Source organism: Citrobacter sp. Cpo045, assembly GCF_030332875.1.
In the GTDB taxonomy this organism is placed as follows: Bacteria; Pseudomonadota; Gammaproteobacteria; order Enterobacterales; family Enterobacteriaceae; genus Citrobacter; species Citrobacter portucalensis.
Map to the genome: position 1 here is coordinate 35,113 of NZ_JAOWGZ010000095.1, position 15,566 is coordinate 50,678.

At 54.6% G+C, this 15,566-nt stretch carries 14 protein-coding genes and 4 tRNA genes; 5 read left to right on the top strand and 13 right to left on the bottom strand.

Annotated features, from left to right (window positions below; translation table 11 throughout):
- Nucleotides 1–22 precede the first annotated feature (22 nt).
- The 8 genes from corA to lptM form a co-directional block, all read right to left on the bottom strand.
- On the bottom strand, nt 23–973 hold the full coding sequence (gene corA, locus OGY13_RS11330) for a magnesium/cobalt transporter CorA (RefSeq protein WP_003017920.1): 951 nt from the start codon (nt 971–973) through the stop codon (nt 23–25).
- Between the two features lie 154 nt (nt 974–1,127).
- Nucleotides 1,128–1,184 (bottom strand): YsgD/CorL family protein, encoded by a 57-nt coding sequence (gene ysgD, locus OGY13_RS11335; RefSeq protein ID WP_212723238.1) that lies wholly within the window; start codon nt 1,182–1,184, stop codon nt 1,128–1,130.
- Nucleotides 1,185–1,431: 247 nt separating this feature from the next.
- Nucleotides 1,432–3,594, bottom strand: a complete 2,163-nt coding sequence (gene uvrD / locus OGY13_RS11340) for a DNA helicase II (protein WP_103284528.1) — start codon at nt 3,592–3,594, stop codon at nt 1,432–1,434.
- Between the two features lie 88 nt (nt 3,595–3,682).
- On the bottom strand, nt 3,683–4,399 hold the full coding sequence (gene yigB / locus OGY13_RS11345) for a 5-amino-6-(5-phospho-D-ribitylamino)uracil phosphatase YigB (RefSeq protein ID WP_032945701.1): 717 nt from the start codon (nt 4,397–4,399) through the stop codon (nt 3,683–3,685).
- Nucleotides 4,399–5,301, bottom strand: a complete 903-nt coding sequence (gene xerC / locus OGY13_RS11350) for a tyrosine recombinase XerC (RefSeq protein ID WP_213752701.1) — start codon at nt 5,299–5,301, stop codon at nt 4,399–4,401. Before xerC ends, yigB begins: the two co-directional genes overlap by 1 nt.
- The gene (locus OGY13_RS11355) at nt 5,298–6,005 is read right to left on the bottom strand and encodes a DUF484 domain-containing protein (RefSeq protein WP_008787084.1); all 708 of its coding nucleotides are present in this window, start codon (nt 6,003–6,005) and stop codon (nt 5,298–5,300) included. The genes xerC and OGY13_RS11355 overlap by 4 nt, the downstream gene beginning before the upstream one ends.
- Nucleotides 6,002–6,826 carry a diaminopimelate epimerase gene (gene dapF / locus OGY13_RS11360; RefSeq protein WP_193146040.1) on the bottom strand — a complete coding sequence of 275 codons (825 nt, stop codon included), beginning with the start codon at nt 6,824–6,826 and terminating at the stop codon, nt 6,002–6,004. Before dapF ends, OGY13_RS11355 begins: the two co-directional genes overlap by 4 nt.
- 49 nt (nt 6,827–6,875) lie before the next feature.
- Nucleotides 6,876–7,079, bottom strand: a complete 204-nt coding sequence (gene lptM / locus OGY13_RS11365) for an LPS translocon maturation chaperone LptM (RefSeq protein ID WP_003017937.1) — start codon at nt 7,077–7,079, stop codon at nt 6,876–6,878.
- 138 nt (nt 7,080–7,217) lie between these two features.
- Between lptM and cyaY the strand changes: the two genes are divergently transcribed.
- Nucleotides 7,218–7,538 carry an iron donor protein CyaY gene (cyaY, locus tag OGY13_RS11370; protein WP_003828967.1) on the top strand — a complete coding sequence of 107 codons (321 nt, stop codon included), beginning with the start codon at nt 7,218–7,220 and terminating at the stop codon, nt 7,536–7,538.
- A gap of 75 nt (nt 7,539–7,613) precedes the next feature.
- Here cyaY and cyaA read toward each other — a convergent pair whose 3' ends face one another.
- Nucleotides 7,614–10,160 (bottom strand): class I adenylate cyclase, encoded by a 2,547-nt coding sequence (gene cyaA, locus OGY13_RS11375; RefSeq protein WP_213752708.1) that lies wholly within the window; start codon nt 10,158–10,160, stop codon nt 7,614–7,616.
- 394 nt (nt 10,161–10,554) lie between these two features.
- Here cyaA and hemC point away from each other — a divergent pair, with 394 nt between their 5' ends.
- From hemC to hemY, 4 genes are read left to right on the top strand one after another with little or no spacing between them, the layout of a single operon-like run.
- Entirely contained in the window at nt 10,555–11,496 is a 942-nt protein-coding gene (gene hemC / locus OGY13_RS11380) for a hydroxymethylbilane synthase (protein WP_003828972.1), read from the top strand.
- Nucleotides 11,493–12,233 carry a uroporphyrinogen-III synthase gene (gene hemD, locus OGY13_RS11385; RefSeq protein ID WP_003828974.1) on the top strand — a complete coding sequence of 247 codons (741 nt, stop codon included), beginning with the start codon at nt 11,493–11,495 and terminating at the stop codon, nt 12,231–12,233. Before hemC ends, hemD begins: the two co-directional genes overlap by 4 nt.
- A gap of 21 nt (nt 12,234–12,254) precedes the next feature.
- Nucleotides 12,255–13,436: a uroporphyrinogen-III C-methyltransferase gene (hemX, locus tag OGY13_RS11390; RefSeq protein ID WP_048237113.1), complete on the top strand. Its 1,182-nt coding sequence runs from the start codon at nt 12,255–12,257 to the stop codon at nt 13,434–13,436.
- A 2-nt stretch (nt 13,437–13,438) separates the two neighbouring features.
- Nucleotides 13,439–14,638, top strand: coding sequence for a protoheme IX biogenesis protein HemY (gene hemY, locus OGY13_RS11395; protein WP_048215221.1), 1,200 nt, complete (start codon nt 13,439–13,441; stop codon nt 14,636–14,638).
- A gap of 455 nt (nt 14,639–15,093) precedes the next feature.
- Here hemY and OGY13_RS11400 read toward each other — a convergent pair.
- The 4 genes from OGY13_RS11400 to OGY13_RS11415 all read right to left on the bottom strand — a co-directional run bounded on the left by OGY13_RS11400 (nt 15,094) and on the right by OGY13_RS11415 (nt 15,526).
- Nucleotides 15,094–15,170, bottom strand: a tRNA-Pro gene (locus OGY13_RS11400).
- A gap of 41 nt (nt 15,171–15,211) precedes the next feature.
- Nucleotides 15,212–15,297: transfer RNA gene (locus tag OGY13_RS11405), tRNA-Leu, on the bottom strand.
- Between the two features lie 20 nt (nt 15,298–15,317).
- Nucleotides 15,318–15,393, bottom strand: a tRNA-His gene (locus tag OGY13_RS11410).
- Nucleotides 15,394–15,449: 56 nt separating this feature from the next.
- Nucleotides 15,450–15,526, bottom strand: a tRNA-Arg gene (locus OGY13_RS11415).
- Nucleotides 15,527–15,566: the final 40 nt, after the last annotated feature.

Below are 15,566 nucleotides of genomic sequence, written 5' to 3' on the forward strand. Positions count from 1 at the left end.
TAGGCCGGATAAAGTACAGTGATTACAGCCAGTTCTTGCGCTTAAAGTACAGATACGGCGCCAGCCCCGCGAGCATCATAAAGACAATCGCGCCCGGGTAACCGAAGCTCCAGTGCAATTCCGGCATAAACTCAAAGTTCATCCCGTAGCTGGAAGCCACCAGCGTCGGCGGCAGGAATACCACAGAAACCACCGAGAAGATCTTGATGATGCGGTTCTGCTCGATGTTGATAAAGCCCATCGCCGCCTGCATCAGGAAGTTAACCTTCTGGAACAGCGATTCATTATGAGGCAGCAGGGATTCGATATCGCGCAGGATCTCACGCGCCTGCTCCAGCTGACTGCCCGGCAAACGCGCTTTACGCACCAGGAAGTTCAGCGCGCGCTGGGTATCCATCAGACACAGACGTACTTTCCAGCCGATATCTTCCAGTTCCGCCAACGTCGACAGCGCTTCGTCATACTCATCGCCCTGACGCCCTTCCATGATCACACGGCTGAGTTTTTCCAGGTCGCTGTAGATGTTTTCGATTTCATCTGCCAGCTGTTCAATTTTGGTTTCGAACAGGTCGAGCAACAGCTCGTAGGCGTTGCCATCCACCATCGCCTGGTTACGCGCACGCATGCGGTACAGGCGGAAGGCCGGCAGTTCGCGCTCGCGCAGAGTAAACAGGCGGCCTTCTCGAATGGTAAATGCGACGGTTGAGTTACCCGCGTGATCGTCGGCATCTTCGTAAAAGAAGAAGGAGTGGATGTGCAGACCGTCTTCGTCTTCAAAAAAACGTGCGGATGCTTCGATGTCTTCCAGTTCAGGGCGCGTAGCCAGATTCTGGCCCAAGTCCTTTTGCACACGGTTTCGTTCTTCGTCATCCGGCTCGACTAAATCGACCCAAACCGAACTGGCCAGGTGCTCGATCTCGTCTGCCTCAAGGCGAGTTAAACGATTGTTTTCCAGTTGAAATGCGCTCAGCATGACCGGGACTCCCAATGCAAAAAATTATCGGACAGTTCGGAGGGCACACAGAAACAAATTGGGTTTCAGACCATTAAACAGCCTGACTCAGCGCGACGGGAAAAAACAGAAGGTCGCTGACAACCGCGAAGGCTATCAGCAAAAAGGGATAGCCTTAGGAGTTGATCCTGGATGACAGGATAATGAGCCAGTATCTACTGGGTGTGTCCAAGGCGAATGTCCTCTTAGCGTAATCGTGCGCGCATGTTACGCCAGCAAAATTTTGACGTCAACACGCAACGGATGGCGAAAAAGTAATAATTTCCCCTTATACAGAAAGGTTAGCAGAGGGGAATTATTTATCTATGATTTCAGAATATTAACCGACAGATAGCCGGATGGCGGCTTCGCCTTATCCGGCCTACAAATCAAAATATTACGTTCCGCGTAGGCCTGATAAGCGCAGCGACATCAGGCGATCATACCGTTTCCAGTCTGGCGTAGGCGGCAACCAGCCATTTGATCCCCTGCCCCTGGAACGCGACCTGCAAACGACTGTGTTCGCCGCTTCCTTCCAGGTTGACGATGGTGCCCTCGCCAAATTTAGCGTGGCGCACGCGCTGGCCGAGCTTATAGCCGGTATCATTTTCCGCCATTGGCGTGCCCATCCGCTGATGACTCACCGGGCGGCTGACAGTGGCGCGCAGGCGAACCTCTTCAACGCACGCTTCCGGCAGTTCGCCGATAAAGCGCGACGGACGATGGTAAACCTCTTTGCCGTACAGACGACGCGTTTCGGCGTAGGTCAGCGTCAGCTTTTGCATTGCGCGGGTCACGCCTACGTAAGCCAGGCGGCGCTCTTCTTCGAGGCGACCGCCTTCGTCCAGCGACATCTGGCTGGGGAACATGCCTTCTTCCATCCCGACGATAAACACCTGCGGGAACTCCAGACCTTTCGCCGAGTGCAGCGTCATCAGCTGTACCGCATCCTGCCAGGTATCCGCCTGCCCTTCGCCCGCTTCCAGCGCGGCGTGAGACAGGAACGCCTGCAGCGGCATTAAGTCTTCGTCTTCTTCGTTGTAGCTGAACTGGCGCGTTGCCGTCACCAGTTCGTCTAAGTTTTCGATACGCGTCTGGCCTTTCTCGCCTTTTTCCTGCTCGTACATAATGCGCAGGCCGGAGTCTTTAACCACCCGGTCAGTCTGCACGTGCAGCGGCATATCGGCGGTCTCCTGCGCCAGTGCGTCAATCAGCTCCATAAAGCGCTGTAAGGCGCTGGCGGCGCGACCCGCGAGGGCTTTTTCCTGCAACAGCTCACGACAGGCCTGCCACAACGTTAGCTGGCGGTCACGGGAGGTCTGACGCACCACATCTAAAGTACGATCGCCAATCCCGCGGGTGGGCGTATTCACCACGCGCTCAAATGCGGCGTCGTCATTGCGGTTGGCGATCAGACGCAGGTAGGAAAGCGCATCTTTGATTTCCTGGCGTTCGAAGAAGCGCATCCCGCCATAAATCCGATACGGCATGCTGGCCTGTAACAACGCCTCTTCCAGTACGCGCGACTGGGCGTTGCTGCGATAAAGAATAGCGCATTGCTCCAGCGCACCGCCGTTGTCCTGCCAGGTCTTGATACGATTGACCACAAAGCGCGCTTCATCGAGTTCGTTGAACGCGCAGTACAGCGAGATCGGTTCGCCGTCGACGCCATCGGTCCACAGCTTTTTACCCAGACGCCCGTTGTTGTTTTCAATCAGGGCGTTGGCCGCGCTGAGGATATTGTTAGTCGAGCGGTAGTTCTGCTCCAGGCGAATAGTTTCTGCGCCGGGGAAATCCGTGAGGAAGCGCTGGATGTTCTCCACCTGCGCTCCGCGCCAGCCGTAGATTGACTGATCGTCATCGCCGACGATCATTACCTTGCCGGTATCGCCCGCCAGCAGGCGGATCCACGCGTACTGAATGTTGTTGGTATCCTGAAATTCGTCCACCAGGATATTGGTAAAACGTTCGCGGTAGTGCTGCAGGATATGCGGTTTGTTGAGCCACAGCTCGTGGGCGCGCAGCAGCAGCTCGGCGAAATCCACCAGCCCCGCGCGGTCACACGCTTCCTGGTAAGCCTGATACACTTTCTGCCAGGTTTGCTCAACCGGGTTGCCGTAGCTTTGCAGATGATGCGGACGCAGCCCTTCGTCTTTCTGGCTGTTGATGAACCACATCGCCTGACGCGGCGGCCACTGCTTCTCATCAAGGTTCATCGCCTTGATCAGACGCTTGAGCAAACGCAGTTGGTCTTCACTGTCGAGGATCTGAAAATCCTGCGGCAGGTTCGCATCCATATGGTGCGCGCGCAGCAGACGGTGGGCCAGACCGTGGAATGTACCTACCCACATACCGCCCTGGCTGGTTCCCATGATCTGGCCGATACGGTGGCGCATTTCCGCCGCCGCTTTGTTGGTAAAGGTCACCGCCATAATGGAGTACGGCGAGTTGTTCTCAACCGTCAGTAACCAGGCGATACGGTGCACCAGCACGCGCGTTTTACCACTCCCCGCGCCTGCCAGAACCAGCATGTTGCTGCGTGGCGCGGCCACCGCTTCACGCTGTTTATCATTAAGGCTGTCGAGCAGGTAAGAAACGTCCATTGGCACCGCCGCGTAAAAGTAGGTAAGGCGGATAAGCGTAGCGCCATCCGCCAAAAAGCTGGGTATATATACAGAGTTCTGCTGGTGATTATATCAGCGAGGTCAGAGATGCCAACTGTGAAATTTCGATATGCGGAAGCAAACGACTGTCTGCGGTTTGCATCAGGTCGGCATTTTCCGGTTTGATCCAGCAGGCCTGCATACCACAACGGATGGCGCCCGCGACGTCCGTCGTCAGGTCATCACCCACGTGCAGAATCTCACCCACAGGCATTTTCAGTTTTTCCGCCGCCAACGTGTACATGTCGCTAAACGGTTTTGATCGTCCGTCGGGACCGGCACGCAGCACAAACTCAAAGTAATCACCCAGGCCAAACAGTTCCGGCTGCGCGTTACCGTTGGTGATCGCCACCAGCGGCCATTTGCGGGCCAGCGCCTTCAGCGTGTCATGCGTCGTCTGCGGGACTTCAATGCGGCTACGCCATTTGGCAAAATTCATCATCGCCGCATTCGCCCCCATTCTGGCTTCTGCCGCTGACAACCCCGCCTCCAGCATAGCGCGCTCTACGGCACGGTGACGCCATTGGGTAACATCGTGGTAGATTTCCGGCTCGGCGTCGCGAACGGCCTGACGTAAGCGCTGTAGGTCGCTATTTTGCAGCGAATTCAACGCCGGATGGTAATTCTGTACAAACGCGAGCGCTTCCTGCTCGGTGCGTGTGATAACGGGACGGTTATCGTAAAGGGTGTCATCAAGGTCAAAGGTGAGCGCAGAAATGCGCCCCAAAGGCCGGTAAAAACGCATTATTTCCCCCGTTTGGCGCGCGGATGCGCCGCATCGTACACTGAAGCCAGGTGTTGAAAATCAAGATGGGTATAGATTTGAGTCGTGGAGAGATTGGCATGACCCAATAACTCCTGCACTCCGCGCAGATCGCCGCTCGACTCCAGCATATGCGTCGCAAAGGAGTGACGCAATTTGTGGGGATGTACGTGGCTGTTCAGCCCCTGCTTGATACCCCATTCAGCAAAGCGTTTCTGCACATTACGCGCCGAGATGCGTTTGCCCAATTTGGACAGAAATAGCGCATCGTCATCGCTACCAAATAGCCCGCGTAGATCCAGCCAGTGCTCAATCCAAGCCACCGCGTTGCGGCCAATCGGCAGGCGACGCTCTTTACTGCCCTTACCCATCACCCACACTTCGCCGGTGTCGAGGTCGAGATGTTTAATATCCAGCCCAACCAACTCAGATAAACGCAGACCCGCGCCGTACATCACTTCCAGCATTGCTCTATCGCGCACGGCAAGGGGATCGTTGAGATCGATATCCAGCAGACGATTAACATCGTCGACATCGATATTTTTAGGGAGATGACGCGGTGCTTTCGGCGCGGAAACGCTTTTTGCCGGATTAGCTTTCAGCTCGCCCTGATTAACCAGCCAGTCGAAGAAACTGCGTAACGCGGAGAGACGCAGCGCCAGACTCGCCGGCCCCAGTCCTTTACGACGGCTGCGAACAGCAAAACTACGTACCATCGCAGCATCACATTGTTGCCAGCTTTGCAGACCGGTCTCTCCGGCTAACGCAATGATGGCATCAAGCTGACGCTGATAATTAAGCAATGTGATCGGGCTAAGCTGACGCTCAACGCCCAGATAGCGCAAAAAGCGCGCCACATCCTGAGAAAGGGGTAAATCGGTCATACGCGTTCAATCCAGCGCTCCAGCAGCTCCGGCAACATCAGCGAGATTTCCTGCAGCAATTGCGTGCCTTGCCCCTGCTGGTAATGATTAACGTCACGGCTGCTAAACAGCATCACGCCCAGAGAGCCATCTTGCCCGAGCATTGACATCGCCACCGAGCCTATGGCTTTCGCCTCCGGCATCATGACCAACAGTTCCGGACCATTGAGCGGCCCAAGATAGTGCTGTGACTGACCCAGACGCTGGATACGCAGCGGTTCGAAAGCCTGACGGCTTAATGCCAGATGGGTGAATTTTGATGGCGCGCCAAGTCGCCAGCGATCCGGGAACAGACGAACCGTCGCTCCGGCCAGCCCTAACTCACGCGCCCAGCGATGAAATCGCATCAGCATGTCGTCAAGACTGCTGGCCGACACCAGCCGTCCTTGCAGATTTAACAGACGATAGAACAGGCTTTCATTGGCGTTGGCTTGTTCCATCAACAACGCCATGTTCTCTTCCAGCACGTTAATATGATTACGTGCCCGCGCCATATGCCATTCCACTAAAGAGACCGTGCCCCGCACTGGGTGCGGAACTCGCATCGCTTCAACGGCCTGGGCATTACGGATAAAAAACTCAGGATTACGTTGCAGGTAATCGACGACCGCCCGGTCGTCCAGCTCCATGAGCGTTTCCTGTAGTTCTTCCCCTGGTTGCTTCATAAGTGAATAAATCCGTCGTAGACATGTGCCGCCGGGCCAGTCATATACAGCGGATGACCCGGACCTTTCCAGGCGATATCAAGTCGACCGCCCGGTAATTCCACCCTCACTTCTTCCGCCAGCAGACCCTGCTGGATACCGACCGCAACGGCAGCGCACGCACCGCTGCCGCAGGCCTGCGTTTCACCCGCGCCGCGCTCATAGACGCGCAGTCGGATATGCTCGCGTTTTACCACCTGCATAAATCCGATATTGGCGCGTTCAGGGAAGCGTTCGTGGCTTTCCAGAACCGGTCCCAGTGTTTCTACCGTGGCCGTATCAACATCATCAACCTGAATCACGCAGTGCGGGTTCCCCATTGAAACCACGCCGCACAATACTGTCTGTTCAGACGCGCGCATAATATAGGTCTTCTCTGCTTTGTTAGCGCGAAAAGGAACCTGCGAGGGTTCAAAATTGGGTTCGCCCATATTCACCCGCACCAGCTCGTCGTCGGTTACTGTTAATACCATACGACCATTCGCGGTACTGACGCGAATATCACGTTTATTAGTCAGCCCTTTCAGGCGAACAAAACGGGCAAAACAGCGGGCACCATTGCCACACTGTGACACTTCACTGCCGTCGGCATTAAAAATACGGTAGTGGAAATCCAGCTCCGGATCATACGGAGGCTCAACCACCAGCAGTTGATCAAATCCAACGCCGAGATGTCTGTCGGCCAGGCGGCGGATCAGCTCTGGTGAGAAAAAGACATTCTGCGTTACCGCGTCGACGACCATAAAATCGTTGCCAAGGCCATGCATTTTAGAGAATTGCATCATTCACTCCGTTCACGCGGGTACAGAAATGTAAAATCTATTCCTGCCGTTAGTAATTCACCTGAGAAGGCCCATCACTAATCCCACGATCGTTTTTCTCAGGCGTGGTGGATTGCGATTGCGGCTGAACGCTCTTGGTCGGAGGCGGCGCGGTTTTATCAGCTGGCGGGAAATAGAGCGGGCCTTTTAGCCCACAGCCCGTAAGGCTGAACAGAGTAAAAATGACAGCGAGTGGCTTTAACACGTTTTTCATTATGGATTGCCTGTAAAGTTCATGCTTTCTGTTTTCTATCATCGCAGGAGAAGGCGTAAAAGCAAGAGTTTGGCTAAAAACTGCATCGCGATTTATTCCACGTTATACTGCGGGCATCACGAAAAATAGGATAAGAAAATGAACGACAGTGAATTTCATCGCCTTGCTGACACCCTGTGGATGACCATTGAAGAACGTCTGGATGACTGGGATGGCGACAGCGATATCGATTGTGAGATCAACGGCGGCGTGCTGACCATCAGCTTCGAAAACGGCAGCAAAATTATCATTAACCGTCAGGAGCCGCTGCACCAGGTGTGGCTGGCGACCAAACAGGGCGGCTACCACTTTGACCTGAAAGGCGACGAATGGATCTGCGACCGAAGCGGCGAAACGTTCTGGGATCTGTTGGAACAGGCGGCAACGCAGCAGGCGGGTGAAGAGGTGAGCTTCCGCTAAGCTTTAGTGCCGGATGCGCTTCGCTTATCCGGCCTACTTTGGCCCGGTAAGCGTCGCGCCACCGGGTAAGTTAACTCACGAGAAATACTGCTGTAACAGCGGCGTGTCGTTGTCCTGACTGGCTGGCGGAACAGCGCTAATCGGCTGGGTGCGGAACGGAATCACCTGCGCGCGTCCGTCAGTTTTCACAATCTGATAGAACTGCGGCAGGTTAAAGTTGATGAAGCTGGAGCCGTAGGTAAAACGATCGTGCGACGATGAATAGAAACGGCTGACGTCGCGTACCAACTCCTCTTTACTACCTTCGCAGTGGTGATACACCTCAGCCCGATTGCTTTCGTCCAGAATGTAGATATTAAAGCCCTGCTCATCACCCGTTTCTTCGAAAAAGAACTGAATAATCCCTTCGCTGGCAAAACCGTCGACCACCGACGGCAGTTTCACATGGTTGGTCTCAACCTGGACTGAAAGCCCGTGCAGTTTGTTATGTGAAATCGCGCCATAGAATTCAATTGCGTTTTCCAGCTTCTGTACCGAAACGTTCAGGCGCTCGAAGAACAATCCCCAAGTCTGGCCGGAAACACGCAGCGCTTTGAAACGTCCGGTTTCCTGACGGGTGCTGGAGAGGCGTAATTCGATGCACTCAGACACCAGTTGCTGGACGCGGGTGCGAATTAAACCGCGCAGATGCTGGCTATAGCAGAAGACCTCGACGCTATCTGGCGGCGCGGCATCCTGGTGCATTTTGCCCAGAATCGTTTTTAACGCTTCAATCATCGCCTGCTCGCCGTTGAAGTGCAGCGTACGCACTTCATTCCACGAGTTGCGATACAGCAGGTCGACGCTTCCTACCAGGCAATTTTGCTCTTCGCCAAAGCTGAAGACGTCCAGCTTACGGAAATCAAAATGTACCACCTGATTACGGAATGCGGCCGTTGGGTCATATTCGAGGTTAACGATAATCGCCAGATGGCGAATTTCGCATGGGCTATAGAGCGCTTTCGGCGTTGGTGCAGGCAGTCGCAGCGGGAAGTGGTGCGACACGTCGGCGACCATTTCCTGCAGCTTCGGCAAATCAACAATGCCGTTGCCCTTAATAAACAAATGCGTACGCGAGGTCAGCAGGCCATTGAACCAGGCCCACGCCACCAGCTTGTTGAGATAGCGGTTATATTCCAGCGGCTGATGGCTGATGATCGAGTCCATGTTCGGCGCGCGGTTGTAGAGATACCAACCTGAACGGTTGGCACGACCCGGCGGTACATGGATAAAGGTCAGATTCGGTTCCGAGAGATCCGGAGATATCTGTGGGTTCACCAGCGTGACTTTACCCGGCAACGCTTCAAACGCGGCATACAGCTTACGGGTCAGCACGCCGATATCCTGCGGGCTGGCGCTGACGCTGAGGTTATTGCGCCGCGCAAAGCGGATCAGATTACGATAGCTCTGCATCATCGCATCGAGCAGTTCGTTATGCGCTTCGCGTACCTGGTCAATCTTCCAGTTAGCGCGGTTATCCAGCATGGTCAGACGGGCGTCATCCCAGCCCCACTCTTTCACTAACTGACTTAATACTTCACGACGCCAGCCCACGCAGGCGCGCTCACGGCTCAGTTTCTCACACACTTTTAAGTAGAAACATCGACGCACTAAATCCAGGCGCGTCGGATCTTCGATCGCCGTGAGGTACTCGGTAACGCGCTCCAACATCATGCAGTAAGGGTCGAGACCAAAAGAGACGATCTCGCCGTCATGCAGGCGCTGTTTAATATCTTTCGCCAACAGGCGTGGATTTGGGTATTCCCAGGAATAGGCTTCCAGCAGCAGCGTTTTCAGCACCGCTTTGTACGGGGAGTCGATACTCTTGTACAACTGCCAGAGGCTGGCGCCAAAGTACTCTTCGGCGGAAAGCGAACTGAGCCCGCCGAGATCCAGCCATTCGTTTGGCGTTAGCACCCCCTGTGCGTAGAGCGTCATGACGTAATCGTCGTAATGCTCTTCTTCGTCGCCCGGCACCATATTCCACAAAATACGTTTACCCGCGAGGCGCACAGCGGTGCGATAGAATTCATCAAGCAACAGGATATGCTGCGTCGAGCCACAGTCTTCACCACCCAGACTGCCGCTTTCATTGTGACGGAAACGGTTTTCATCAATCAGGAAGAAACTGACTTCTACGCCCAGCGAGGCGGCCCAGCTTTCCAGCAGGCTACATTTTCGCTGCAGCAGCTGGCGCTCTTCGCTATCCAGCCAGGATTGATGGCAGACCCAGATATCCAGGTCAGAGGAACAGCTTTGCCCTACCGAAGAAGTGCTGCCCATTGAGTAAACGCCGGTGATCGGCAGTTCGCCCTTGGGAGGATCCTGCGGCGACATACCGCGGTACAGTTCCAGTTCGTTCAGGTAGTGGCGTTGGGTTTCATCAGGCGAGTAAAAGCATATGCCTTTGGGAACGTTACCATCGAGGTAACCCGGCATCAGCGGATGGTGGTAGTGCAATAATGTCGGCAGCAGACTGTATACCTGCTGGAAGGCAGGTCCCATGGCAGCAAGCGCGCGATCCACACGCAGTTGATTTATGGCATCCAGTCTCTGTTTCAGAGTCTCAATATAGAGGTACAAGACGTATCGCCTGATGTTGCTATCCATCATGTTGTCGATTGCCGCGGCGCAAGCGCTCACAATAATCGCCATCAATTCGGATAAACCGTATGTCAAAAATAACCGTAACCTGTTTTTCGCCCATATTTTTTTATGCTGTTCAGCCGAAAAAATGGTCTAAAACGTGATCAATTTAACACCTTGCTCATTGACCGTAAAGAAAGATGCGCTACATACAAGTGTAGCACCGTTCGTTACGTGTAAATTCCTTCATACGGTCGGGAGGTTTCTCGTCATTATTCACTGCCAGTGATGATGCAGCGCCTTTTCCTCTCACTTACGTTTGAGCGTAACGCTGACATCCCTTTGATAAGGATGTTAGGATGGTCAATGATTGATAATGACGGTAACAAGCATGTTAGACAATGTTTTGAGAATTGCCACACGCCAAAGCCCCCTTGCGCTCTGGCAGGCACATTATGTCAAAGACGCCTTAATGGCAAACCACCCCGGTCTGATCGTGGAACTGGTTCCTATGGTAACCCGTGGCGATGTGATCCTTGATACCCCGCTGGCGAAGGTCGGGGGGAAAGGGTTGTTTGTTAAAGAGCTGGAAGTCGCGCTGCTGGAAAAACGCGCCGATATCGCTGTGCATTCCATGAAGGATGTGCCGGTTGAATTCCCTGATGGTCTTGGGCTGGTCACCATTTGTGAGCGAGAGGATCCGCGTGATGCTTTCGTCTCAAATAAGTACAACTCGCTGGATGAACTCCCCGCAGGCAGCATCGTCGGGACATCCAGTTTGCGCCGCCAGTGCCAGTTGGCGAAGCGTCGCCCGGATCTCGTCATCCGTTCGCTGCGCGGCAACGTAGGCACGCGCCTCAGCAAACTGGATAACGGCGATTATGACGCCATTATTCTGGCAGTCGCCGGATTAAAACGTTTAGGTCTTGAGTCGCGAGTCCGCACCGCTCTGCCGCCGGAAGTCTCCCTGCCCGCTGTCGGGCAAGGCGCAGTAGGCATAGAATGTCGACTGGATGATATGCGCACTCAGGCGCTGTTAGCGCCGCTCAACCATGAAGAGACCGCGCTACGCGTCAAAGCAGAACGCGCCATGAACACCCGCCTGGAAGGGGGATGTCAGGTACCTATTGGCAGCTATGCCGAAATCATCGACGGTGAGATTTGGCTACGTGCGCTGGTCGGCGCGCCTGACGGTTCACAGATGGTATGCGGAGAACGTCGCGGCGCCACACAGGATGCCGAACAGATGGGTATCTCTCTGGCAGAAGAACTGCTGGAGAACGGTGCGCGCGCCATTCTGGCGGAAGTTTATAACGGAGAAGCCCCCGCATGAGTATTCTGGTCACCCGCCCGTCTCCCGCAGGGGAAGAGTTAGTGAGCCGACTGCGCACACTGGGGCAGGTGGCCTGGAGTTTTCCGCTCATCGAGTTTTCACCTGGTCGGGAGCTGGCAACGGTTGCTTCCCGGCTGTCGGCGTTGACGGAGAACGATCTGGTCTTCGCCCTCTCGCAGCACGCCGTTACCTTTGCAGATGCCGAGCTTCGCCAGCAAGAGAAAAGCTGGCCATCTCTTCCACGTTATTTTGCCATTGGCCGTACAACGGCGCTGGCGCTGCATACTGTTAGCGGCTTCAATATTCACTACCCTCTGGATCGGGAAATTAGCGAAGTCTTGCTACAATTACCTGAATTACAAAATATTGCGGGAAAACGCGCGCTTATATTACGCGGCAACGGTGGCCGGGAGCTGATAGGTGAAACCCTGACGGCACGCGGAGCCGATGTCGATTTTTGTGAATGTTATCAACGCAGTGCAAAACATTACGATGGTGCGGAAGAAGCGATGCGCTGGCAATCCCGTGGCGTAACCACGGTGGTTGTCACCAGCGGAGAGATGCTACAACAGCTCTGGTCGCTCATTCCGCAGTGGTATCGTGAGCACTGGTTACTACGCTGTCGGCTGTTGGTCGTCAGTGAGCGTCTGGCGCACCTCGCCCGGGAACTGGGCTGGCAAGATATTAAGGTCGCTGATAACGCCGACAACGATGCGCTACTACGCGCATTACAATAACTCTCATAATGGGATGCCATAATGACGGAACAAGAAAAATCCTCCGCCGTGGTTGAAGAGACCAGGGAGGCCGTGGAAACCACGTCACAGCCAGTTAATACTGAAAAAAAGAGTAAGAACAGCACGGCGCTGATTCTGAGCGCTGTGGCGATTGCTATTGCGCTGGCTGCAGGCGTTGGGCTGTACGGCTGGGGGAAACAACAGGCAACAACACAAACGGCAACCAGCGATGCGCTGGCGAACCAGTTGACGGCGCTGCAAAAAGCGCAGGAAAGCCAAAAAGCTGAGCTGGAAGGTATTATTAAACAGCAGGCAACACAGCTGGATGAAGCCACTCGCCAGCAGGCCACGCTGGTCAAACAGCTTGATGAAGTCCAGCAAAAAGTCGCCACCATCTCCGGCAGCGATGCGGGCACATGGCTGCTGGCGCAGGCTGATTTTCTGGTGAAACTGGCCGGTCGTAAATTATGGAGCGATCAGGACGTCACCACCGCCGCTGCGCTGTTGAAAAGCGCCGACGCGAGCTTGGCGGATATGAACGACCCGAGCTTAATTACCGCGCGACGTGCGATTACTGACGACATCGCGAGCCTCTCCGCGGTAACTCAGGTCGACTATGACGGCATTATCCTGAAAGTGAATCAGCTCTCTAATCAGATTGATAATCTGCGTCTGGCCGACAACGACACCGACGATTCTCCAATGGACTCCGACAGCAGCGAGCTTTCCAGCTCGATTAGCGAATGGCGCGTCAATCTGCAAAAAAGCTGGCAGAACTTTATGGACAGCTTCATCACTATTCGTCGTCGTGATGAAACCGCCGTCCCGCTGCTGGCACCGAACCAGGACGTTTACTTACGTGAGAACATCCGTTCTCGTCTGTTAGTGGCCGCCCAGGCCGTGCCGCGTCATCAGGAAGAAACATATCGCCAGGCGCTGGAAAATGTCTCCACATGGGTGCGTGCTTACTACGACACCGACGATGCAGCGACCAAAGCGTTCCTTGAAGAAGTAGACCAACTGAGCCAGCAAAGCATCAGTATGGATGTTCCGGAAACGCTGCAGAGCCAGGCTATTCTCGACAAGTTAATGCAGACCCGCGTACGTAATTTACTGGCGCAGCCTGCCACAGCACCGGTAGCAGTAGCACCTGCGCCAGCGCCTTCGACAGATGCTCCGGCAACCGCGCCGCAAGGAGAATAATGATGCTAAAAGTATTGTTGCTCTTTGTGCTGTTGATCGCCGGGATCGTCGTCGGTCCGATGATAGCCGGTCATCAGGGTTACGTGCTGATCCAGACGGATAACTACAATATAGAAACCAGCGTGACGGGCCTGGTGATCATCCTGATCGTCGCCATGGTCGTCCTGTTTGCGATTGAATGGCTGTTGCGCCGAATTTTCCGCACCGGCGCACATACCCGTGGGTGGTTTGTGGGTCGTAAGCGTCGTCGCGCCCGTAAACAGACCGAACAGGCGCTGCTCAAACTGGCGGAAGGTGACTATCAGCAGGTTGAGAAGCTGATGTCGAAAAATGCCGATCATGCAGAACAGCCGGTAGTGAATTACCTGCTGGCAGCAGAAGCGGCTCAGCAACGCGGTGACGAAGCGCGCGCCAACCAACACCTTGAGCGTGCTGCCGAACTGGCCGGAAATGATACGATCCCGGTAGAAATCGCTCGCGTTCGCCTGCAACTGGCGCGTAATGAAAATCACGCCGCACGCCACAGCGTAGACAAACTGCTGGAAGTGACGCCACGTCATCCGGAAGTGCTGCGTCTGGCTGAGCAGGCCTACATTCGCACCGGCGCATGGAGTTCCTTGCTGGATATCATCCCATCCATGGCAAAAGCGCATGTGGGTGATGATGAGCACCGCGCCATGCTGGAACAACAGGCATGGGTTGGCTTGATGGATCAAGTCCGCGCCGATCAGGGCAGCGAGGGGCTGCGTGCATGGTGGAAAAACCAGAGCCGTAAAACCCGTCATCAGGTTGCCCTGCAGGTGGCGATGGCTGAACATCTGATTGAGTGTGACGATCACGATACGGCGCAGCAGGTCATCATTGATGGTTTGAAACGTCAGTACGATGACCGCCTGGTGCTGCCGATCCCGCGTCTGAAAACCAATAATCCGGAACAGATAGAAAAAGTGTTGCGCCAGCAGATTAAAGCCGTGGGCGATCGCCCGTTGCTGTGGAGTACGCTCGGTCAGTCGTTAATGAAGCATGGGGAATGGCAGGAAGCTACGCTCGCCTTCCGTGCCGCTCTCAAACAGCGCCCGGATGCCTATGACTACGCCTGGCTTGCTGACGCGCTGGACAGGCTGCACCAGCCGGAAGAAGCCGCCACCATGCGCCGTGATGGCCTGATGTTGACGCTGCAGAACAACAATCCCCCGCAGTAACTCCTGAATGCCCGGTGGCGCTTTCGCTTACCGGGCCTACATATTTTTCAATCGTATAAACAAAATCCTTCGAGAAGTCGCTCGAAGGATTTTGTTTATGCATAAAAAAACGCCCGCTCGGTAAGGAGCAGGCGTTAAACAGGTCTGTATGACAACATAAATGGGTGCTTCACTCAACGTTATGTCCATGGTGTTTGATGAGGCCTGAGCGACATCTGTCTGTGGACGATAAGCACCGTAAACGGCTCTGCATCATTCCTGAGTTTATGAGGCCTGATGGCGAACATAAGAGATGGAATGAGCATCTACCCGCATATTATTGCACAACGCATGCCACGATTGCACTGCAAAAACCAGGTATTCGGACTTTTTAAGACTTCAGGAAATTCGCAGATGCGCAGGCTAAGAAGGGAAAATCTGAAAACAAAAAACCCCGCCGAAGCGGGGTTCAAAATTGGTCGGCGAGAGAGGATTCGAACCTCCGACCCACTGGTCCCAAACCAGTTGCGCTACCAAGCTGCGCTACTCGCCGTTTTACTGCTTTTTGAATTTTTAGTTCAATTCTTTAAGTCGTGGTGCGAGGGGGGGGACTCGAACCCCCACATCCTAAGGACACTAACACCTGAAGCTAGCGCGTCTACCAATTCCGCCACCTTCGCATTTCACAACTTTAAATTAATGGGGTGGCTAATGGGATTCGAACCCACGACAACTGGAATCACAATCCAGGGCTCTACCAACTGAGCTATAGCCACCACTGCAAATCTTTTACGCGGTATTAAAACCACCGCAGCTCTGGCACCCTACTTAATGGTGCGCCCGACAGGATTCGAACCTGAGACCTCTGCCTCCGGAGGGCAGCGCTCTATCCAGCTGAGCTACGGGCGCTTAGCGCCGTTGCGGGGCTGGATATTACGGAGGTCTCGGT

Excerpts from the sequence above, each read along its gene's own strand:
- corA (WP_003017920.1), bottom strand. The coding sequence starts at position 973 with ATGCTGAGCGCATTTCAACTGGAAAACAATCGTTTAACTCGCCTTGAG.
- uvrD (WP_103284528.1), bottom strand. The coding sequence starts at position 3,594 with ATGGACGTTTCTTACCTGCTCGACAGCCTTAATGATAAACAGCGTGAA.
- yigB (WP_032945701.1), bottom strand. The coding sequence starts at position 4,399 with ATGCGTTTTTACCGGCCTTTGGGGCGCATTTCTGCGCTCACCTTTGAC.
- xerC (WP_213752701.1), bottom strand. The coding sequence starts at position 5,301 with ATGACCGATTTACCCCTTTCTCAGGATGTGGCGCGCTTTTTGCGCTAT.
- OGY13_RS11355 (WP_008787084.1), bottom strand. The coding sequence starts at position 6,005 with ATGAAGCAACCAGGGGAAGAACTACAGGAAACGCTCATGGAGCTGGAC.
- dapF (WP_193146040.1), bottom strand. The coding sequence starts at position 6,826 with ATGCAATTCTCTAAAATGCATGGCCTTGGCAACGATTTTATGGTCGTC.
- lptM (WP_003017937.1), bottom strand. The coding sequence starts at position 7,079 with ATGAAAAACGTGTTAAAGCCACTCGCTGTCATTTTTACTCTGTTCAGC.
- cyaY (WP_003828967.1), top strand. The coding sequence starts at position 7,218 with ATGAACGACAGTGAATTTCATCGCCTTGCTGACACCCTGTGGATGACC.
- hemC (WP_003828972.1), top strand. The coding sequence starts at position 10,555 with ATGTTAGACAATGTTTTGAGAATTGCCACACGCCAAAGCCCCCTTGCG.
- hemD (WP_003828974.1), top strand. The coding sequence starts at position 11,493 with ATGAGTATTCTGGTCACCCGCCCGTCTCCCGCAGGGGAAGAGTTAGTG.
- hemX (WP_048237113.1), top strand. The coding sequence starts at position 12,255 with ATGACGGAACAAGAAAAATCCTCCGCCGTGGTTGAAGAGACCAGGGAG.
- hemY (WP_048215221.1), top strand. The coding sequence starts at position 13,439 with ATGCTAAAAGTATTGTTGCTCTTTGTGCTGTTGATCGCCGGGATCGTC.